Origin of the sequence: Pseudomonas sp. UBA6276 (assembly GCF_002438365.1) — a bacterium.
Taxonomy (GTDB): Bacteria; Pseudomonadota; Gammaproteobacteria; order Pseudomonadales; family Pseudomonadaceae; genus Aquipseudomonas; species Aquipseudomonas coleopterorum.
The window spans coordinates 1,958-9,380 of sequence record NZ_DJUS01000177.1; the positions used below are offsets into that span (position 1 = coordinate 1,958).

The following is a 7,423-nucleotide window of genomic DNA, read 5'->3' on the forward strand; positions in this document are numbered from 1 at the left end:
CCGCGTCCGGCCTTGACGCGGTCTTCCAGATACACCGCACGCACCGCCGACGCGCGGACCGATGGCAAACACGGCCCCTGTAGCAGCGGCGCAAGCCGCGTCGGCAGGCACCACGGAGCATCAGGCACACCGCTTGACCTGCTCAGCGTCAGCGATAAGGATCTTTGGTATATTGCGGCTCTCGCGACATGCCCAGGAGTTTTCGTGTCATCGCAACCCACCGACAAAGACCGTCAGGCTCAAAGCCTGATTGCCCGGGGCTGGCGTTGGCTGCGTTCGCAGCAACGTGATGCCTGGTTCCATACGCCACTGATCGAATCACCTGCGCCCGAACCCTCCTGCGAACCCTCTCCCGCATCAACGTCGAAGCGGCCCGCCCATGCGCCAAAGAAGCCCGCCACGCTACCGGCGCCACAGCCTTTGCTGTTCGCCCCCTGGCAACTAGAACTCACCCCAGCCCTGAAAAAGACCATCAAGGCCGACGTCGCTGCACGGCTTCCCGAACACGCTCAACCAAGCGCCGCGCAGTGGAAGATGATCTTCAGTACCACACCGGCCACGTGCGTAGTCGCTGGCGCCGGCGCGGGCAAGTCCACGTCGCTGGTGCTCAGAGTGCTGGTCCTGCACCACTACCTAGGATTCGAACTCGACAGCCTCAGCGTCGTAACCTTCACCCGGGAGTCACGTCGAGACTTTATCAAGAAGTTATGCGAAGCCTTTGATAAATGGGAGGTTTCGTATCTATTCGAGAATCTGCGTGAAGTCGTCAGAACCTACCATTCGCTGGTTCTGCCCATGGTCCATGCGCTTCCTGGCCTGTCCGACGTTCGCGCTTTCGAGAATCTGGGCGCCGCTGGCGCAGGCGCCGAAGAAGCCAACCCCTTCCAGCTGCGTCTCAACGATACCCAGCGCCAGTTGATGAACGAGTGCTATCGCGATCTGATGACCAGCGATCCTGCATTTGCCAGTCATATCGCCAGCCTGCGCAAAGGCGCAGCCCAGTTGCGCAAGCTCGACCCGCAAGACCCTGATGTACAGAAACGCCTCAAGGCCCTGAGCCTGGCCAGTGCCCGCGATGTTGAGCTGTGTGACCTGATCGAAGATCAATGGCGAAAAACGAACGCTTGGCCTATAAAGGGGATCAAGATAGATCGCCAAGCCATTGATATAAAAGGATTTACATTCCATACCCATGGGTACATAGCTAAACTCGACACATGGGTTGTATTGGGTTTCGATGCCAATACCGACTCCCAATTGACCCGGCCGGGCGCCAAGATACCTGTCTGGGGTGAGTGGGCCGTTAAGCGCACCCTTTTTCAAGCTTTCTGCGATAAGCCACTGATTTGGTTGGATAACCCGGCCGATGCGAAAAAAGTTTTGAGCGCATTGAATAGCAAGGCGCTGTCCGGTCCGGGTTTCGAGTACCAGCTCCCTGGCGAGCTTTCTCCAGCGCCACTGCTCGATTGTTTCGTGGCCGCCGCAACCTTCATCGAGAATCTCGGGTTGCAGGTAGTCGATGCCATTGACCGAATGACCTGGGAAGCCGGTGACCCCGAAGCGGCCTTCTTTGCCGCACTACGCACCTACTGGCCAGCGCTCGAAGCGCACCTGCAGCGGCAGACCCCGCCCATCATGCTGTTCAACCGCATGTTCGCGCTGTTGGGAGAGGGCTCTGACTCCAGGGTCTGCGAGCTGCCCGATGAAGCCCTGCGCCCCATGTCTCATCTGCTGGTCGATGAATTCCAGGACATTTCTGCGCAGATCGTCGGCTGGCTTAAGGCAAGCCTTGCCGAAATCCTTCGTCGAGGTTCTTCTCTGGCCGGTGAGCGAGCGGCCCAGCACAGTTCGCTGATGTGCGTCGGTGACGACTGGCAATCGATCTACGGCTGGCGCGGCAGTACGCCCAGCTACTTCATGCAATTCAATCGCACTTTCAGTGCCCACAAGCACACGCGCATCCTGCTGATCGACAACTACCGCAGCCACCAGGTCGTGATCGACGCCGCCGAACATGTCGTCGCATCAGCGCCGGCCATACCGGGCAAGAAAGCCCAGGCGCGCACGACGTTCACTCGCGAGCCGGTACCCGTCAGCGTCCTGACTCGAGACCTTGCAGACCTCGCCCGGCGCGCCACCGAGCATCATGCGGCCGGCGATTCGATTCTGGTGCTGTATCGCCGCAACAGTGATCGCCAGGCACTGGCCGAACATATCCAGGGCCTGTTGCAGCTCGAGCAGGCGCTGCCGGTGGAGCAGCGTCGCTTGCGTCAGCTCACCTTCCACAGCGCCAAAGGGCTACAGGCCGATGCGGTGTTTCTCCTGGGCGACTGCCAATACGCCAGTCGCTCGCCCTACAAGAATAAGGTGTATGCCCTGGCCGGTCTGGCGCCACCGGGGCAGACGGACGGCTACGACAGCGCTCAGCATGAAGAAGCGCTGCGCCTGGCCTACGTCGGGATCACCCGAGCCATCCACAGCTGTTACTGGTACGTGGAAACGGCGACCAGGCCCGGCGCCCGCGCCTCCGACCGCGTCGACGCCAGCCTGCCATGCTTCAGCGACCTGCGGATCAAGCCCAAGCGCTGAATCAAGCCTGGGACATCTCCCGGACCTTGGCGGTGAGGACGTCGAAGGCGAACGGCTTGGTGATCATCTGCATGCCGTCATCGAGGAAACCGGCACGCACTTCCGCATCCTGGGCATAGCCGGTGATGAACAGCACCTTGAGCCCAGGCCGCAGGGTGCGCGCTACTTCGGCGAGTTGCCGGCCATTCATGCCGGGCAGACCGACGTCGCTGATCAGCAGGTCGATGCGCTGCCCGGACGCCAGAATCGGTTGTGCGGCACTGGCGTCGGCTGCCTCCAGGTAGCCGTAACCCAGCTCGCGCAGCACTTCGCAGACCAAGGTGCGCACCGCGTTGTCGTCCTCCACGATCAATACCGTCTCGCCGTTGCGCGCCATGGGTGACTCGATTACCGGCACCAGCGCGTGCGGCAGCTGCGAGGCGTAGCAACGCGGTAGATAGAGCTGCACCGTGGTGCCCTGGCCGGGTGTGCTGTCGATGGCCACGTGCCCGCGGGACTGCTTGCTGAAGCCGTAGATCATCGACAACCCAAGGCCGGTGCCTTGGCCGATGGGTTTGGTGGTGAAAAACGGGTCGAACGCACGGTCGACTACGGCGGGGTCCATGCCCAGCCCGGTATCGCTGACACTGAGCAGGATATAGTCGCCCGGCTCCAGATTCTGCTGGCCGGAGGTGAAGCGTTCGTCGAGATGACGATTGCCCGTTTCGACGATCACCTCGCCAGCCCCCGGCATGGCGTCGCGGGCGTTGATCACCAGGTTGAGCAGGGCGCTTTCCAGCTGATGCGGGTCGGCTTCGGCGATCCACAGTTGCGGGTCGAGGCGCAGGTGCAAGGTGATGCTCTCGTTGAGGCTGCGGTGCAGCAGCTCTTCCATCGAGCGGACCAGCTCGTTGACCTGGACCGGCTTGGAATCCAGAGACTGACGGCGGGAAAACGCCAAAAGCCGGTGGGTCAGCGACGCTGCGCGGTTGGCCGAGCTGATCCCCATATCGATGAGTTTGGGCAGGTCGTCGAACTGATCGCGCTTCATGCGTCGACGCATCAGTTCCAGACTGCCGATGATGCCGGTGAGCATGTTGTTGAAGTCGTGGGCAATGCCCCCGGTCAACTGGCCGACCGCTTCCATCTTCTGCGCCTGGCGCAGGGCTTCTTCGTTGATGCGCACCTGAGCGGTACGTTCTTCGACCTGCTGTTCCAGGTTGCCGTTGAGTTCGCGCAACTGCTGTTCGGCGGCCTTCTGCTCGGTGATATCGGTGGTCACCCCGACCAACGCCTGGATCAGGCCTTTCTCGTCAGGGATCGCCCGGGCGCGCACGTCGACCCAGTGCAGCGAACCGTCGGGCCAGCGATTGCGGAATTGCGCGGCGAAATCGGCACCCAGTTGCAGGCTGTCGATCAGCGCTTCCTGCATCATCGCTTGATCGCTGGGATGAACGCACAACAGCCAATCTGAGTAATCGAAGCGGGCGCCGGCCTCGATGCCGTAGTGGGCGCGGGTCCGGTTCGAGCAATTCAGCTGTAGCGGGTGGCAGGTCAGTTCCCAGGCGCCGAGGCGACCGGCGCTCATGGCATGTTGCAAGCGCTGTTCGCTTTCACTCAGGTCGAGCAGACGATCCCGGGCTTCGTATTGACGGCGACGGCCACGAATGGCGGTCTTGGCCAGGCTGACCAACGTCATGGGGTGGAACGGGCGCTCCACGAAGGTCACGTTGCCCAGGCGCGCCGCGAGGCGCATGGACTGCGCCTGATCGGCGGCGCGCTGGTGGGTCATCAGCACGATCGGCAGGTCGGACCAGGCCGGTTGCTGACTCAGATAAACCAGCAGGGGCTGCATCCGGGCTTCGGACAGCGCTTCGTTGGCGATGAGGCACACGCCTGCGCCTTCACGTTGCAGGTGTGTGCAAAGCTGGTCGACATCCGCCACCGCAGCCCCCTCTATGCCCGCCTGGCCAAGGATCTGCAAGGCGACCTGGCTATCGCGGCCCAGGGGCGCCAGGACCAGCACCCGTTCCGAGGTGGGGATGGACATCTTCACTGATCGTCTGCTTCGAGCAGGGGGCGGGCTTCACCGATGTAGGTCGGTACGCCGCGCAGCACCCCTTGGAACGCGCTCAGTGGTTCGCCAACGGTCATGCCCTGACTGCTGATCTTGTATTCGCGGATGGTGTTTTCATGGCTGCCGAAGCGCTTCTTGATCACCGACACCGCACGCCGCACGTTGCCCAGCGCCTCGAAGTAGCGCAACAGGATGACCGTATCGGCCAGGTAGGTGATGTCCACCGGCGCCTTCATGTCGCCAACCAGCCCCTGCTGAGCCACGGTCATGAAGGTGGAGGCGCCCAGGCGGTTGAGGTAGAGCAGCAGTTCGTGGATGTGCAGCACCGGCGTGCTTTCGCCCATCATGGCGGCGTGGTAGCCGTTGATGCTGTCGATCACGACCGTCTTGATGGAATGCAGGTTGATGCTGGTACGCACCATGTGGGCAAACTCGCCGGGCGACTGCTCGGCAGCGTCCACCTGCTGGATGATCATCTGGCCGCGATGCTGGTAGGCCTCGAGGTCGATGCCCAGGTTCTTCATGCGCTCGAAGAGCAGGCTGAGTTCTTCGTCGAAGATGAACAGCGCGACTTTTTCGCCGCGCTCCACCGCTGCGGCGGCGAAGACCATGGACAGCAAGGATTTGCCGGTACCGGCAGGGCCGATGATCAAGGTGCTCGAACCGTTCTCGACACCGCCGCCCAGCAGCGCGTCCAGTTCGGCGATGCCCGAGGTCAGTTGGCTGCGTTCGTAGCGGGCACGGAACTCGGCCGCCACCAGACGTGGGTAAACGTGAATACCGTCGGGCTGGATGGTGAAGTCGTGATAGCCACCGCGGTATTTCTGCCCACGGTATTTCATGATGCGCAGACGGCGCCGTTCGGCACCGTAGTCGGGTGCGGTTTCTTCCAGGCGAATCACGCCGTGGGCGATGCTGTGCAACGTCTTGTCCAGCGGCTCGCTGGTCATGTCGTCGAGCAGCAGCACCGTGGCATGGAAGCGGGCGAAATAGTGTTTGATGGCCAGGATCTGCCGGCGATAGCGCAGCGAACCCTGAGCCAGCAGACGCACCTCCGAGAGGCTGTCCAACACCACCCGGGAGGGTTTTACCCGTTCCACCTCATCGAAGATCTGCCGGGTCGCTTCGCCCAGCTCCAGGTCGCTGCTGTACAGCAGGCTTTGCTGCTGTTGCAGGTCCAGCACCAATTCGGGTGGGGTCAGTTCGAACACCGTGACCCGTTCGTCCAGCTCCCAGCCATGGGAAAGGGCGCCTTCGCGCAGCTCCCTGGCGGTTTCGGAGAGGGTGATATAGAGGCAGGTTTCGTTCTGCGCAACGCCTTCGAGGAGAAATTGCAGCGCTACCGTCGTCTTGCCTGCGCCCGGCTGGCCTTCCAGAAGGAAGATATGGCTGCGGGTCAGACCTCCGCCCAAGATATCGTCCAGCCCGGCAATACCGGTGGCTGCTTTGGCCGTCGTCAAAAAGGTATCCTCGGGTAGCGGGAAGGGCTGCGTTGCGCAATGTGCTACAGCATGATACTGGACACCGTGCCGGTAGCGAGGTTCCTGGGTGGCATGACCGAAATTCGCCATTGGAACTGGGCGATTTCACAGGCCCTGTTGCAGGCTTGGATCGTCGGCGTTCTGCTGTTCCAGTTCGGCCAACAGTATCTGCACATTCTGCAACTGCCCGGTTTCCTTCCAGTACTGGATCAACAGCACCCGGGCGCGGCGGTTGGCCGGATCACGGCGCAGGATCTCTTCCAGCTGTTTCTGCGCCGCCTCGATCTGCTGCAGGTCGTGCAGGTTGGTGGCCAGCACGTAGCGGTAATGGTTGTTGTCCGGAGCCAGTTCCACCGCACGGGCGAGGGCGAGCAGGGCGTATTCGTCCTCGTCATGGGCCATCAACCAGAGGCCCAGTTGCTGCTGTAACAGCGCCGATTGCGGATGGGCGAGCAACTGCTCAGCCAGCAAGGCGCGGGCCGAGTCGCTTTTGCCTTGGCGTTCGAGCAGCTCCACTTGCACGGCAATGGCTTCAAGGTCGTCGGGCGCCAAGGTGCGGTATCGCGTCAGGGCCTGCTCTGCCTGCGGGTAGGCCGCATCGTGCAGATACAGGCGCGCCAGTTCGAGCTGAGCGGTGGCGTCGTCGGTGTGTCCTTGCAGGTCGGCGATGTAGGCGTTCACCACCTTGTCCAGGTGAGCGAAATACAGCCCCAACTCATCGACCGGCAGGCCGAGCAGGCCACTGGCGGCATGGAAGCGGATGGCCTGATCCTCGTCTTCCAGCAACGGGCCGAGCAGCACGCTGCGCTGACTTTCGGGGACGAGCCCGATTACCGCATCGATCGCGGCATGTCGTACCTGCGCCTCGTCGCTGTGCAGATCGGCGCTGGCCAGTTTGAGCGCCTGCGGGCTGGGGTAGTTGTGCAGTTGGGCATACAGCGCAGCGCGGCGCTCGGGTGCAAGATCGCTGCGCGCCAGCTGCTGATAGAGCACGCGGGCCGCGCCTGGTTGACCGTTGCGGGCCTGGTTCAGGGCCTTGGTGTAGCCCTGTTGCGGTGCAACCGGCGCCGTGGTGGCGGCGGGGCGCAAGGCATACCACAGGCCTGCCAGCAGCAGCGAAAACACAGTCAAGATCAGCGAAAGGCGAACGCGTTTAGACATGCAGGTATCCGAAGAGGCGCAGGCTTGGCCGGGGTATTCAGCTTGGGTCACTGCCGAGGCGCAGTCAAATCGAGAGGGCGGCGACCATTGGCAAGCCACCCATGGGTGAGGTTTACTAGGCTCTGTGTGAAAAGCC

Annotated in this window: 4 protein-coding genes; 1 reads left to right on the forward strand and 3 read right to left on the reverse strand. The window is 62.3% G+C overall.

Annotation, left to right across the window (positions count from 1 at the left end):
• The first annotated feature begins 12 nt into the window (after positions 1-12).
• Positions 13-2,589 (forward strand): UvrD-helicase domain-containing protein, encoded by a 2,577-nt coding sequence (locus B2V21_RS19985; RefSeq protein ID WP_286917818.1) that lies wholly within the window; start codon positions 13-15, stop codon positions 2,587-2,589.
• A gap of 1 nt (position 2,590) precedes the next feature.
• Here B2V21_RS19985 and B2V21_RS19990 read toward each other — a convergent pair whose 3' ends face one another.
• The 3 genes from B2V21_RS19990 to B2V21_RS20000 all read right to left on the reverse strand — a co-directional run bounded on the left by B2V21_RS19990 (position 2,591) and on the right by B2V21_RS20000 (position 7,287).
• Positions 2,591-4,618: a hybrid sensor histidine kinase/response regulator gene (locus B2V21_RS19990; RefSeq protein ID WP_286917819.1), complete on the reverse strand. Its 2,028-nt coding sequence runs from the start codon at positions 4,616-4,618 to the stop codon at positions 2,591-2,593.
• Between the two features lie 2 nt (positions 4,619-4,620).
• Positions 4,621-6,105: an ATPase domain-containing protein gene (locus tag B2V21_RS19995; protein ID WP_122742270.1), complete on the reverse strand. Its 1,485-nt coding sequence runs from the start codon at positions 6,103-6,105 to the stop codon at positions 4,621-4,623.
• 126 nt (positions 6,106-6,231) lie between these two features.
• Positions 6,232-7,287, reverse strand: coding sequence for a hypothetical protein (locus tag B2V21_RS20000; protein ID WP_286917820.1), 1,056 nt, complete (start codon positions 7,285-7,287; stop codon positions 6,232-6,234).
• Positions 7,288-7,423: the final 136 nt, after the last annotated feature.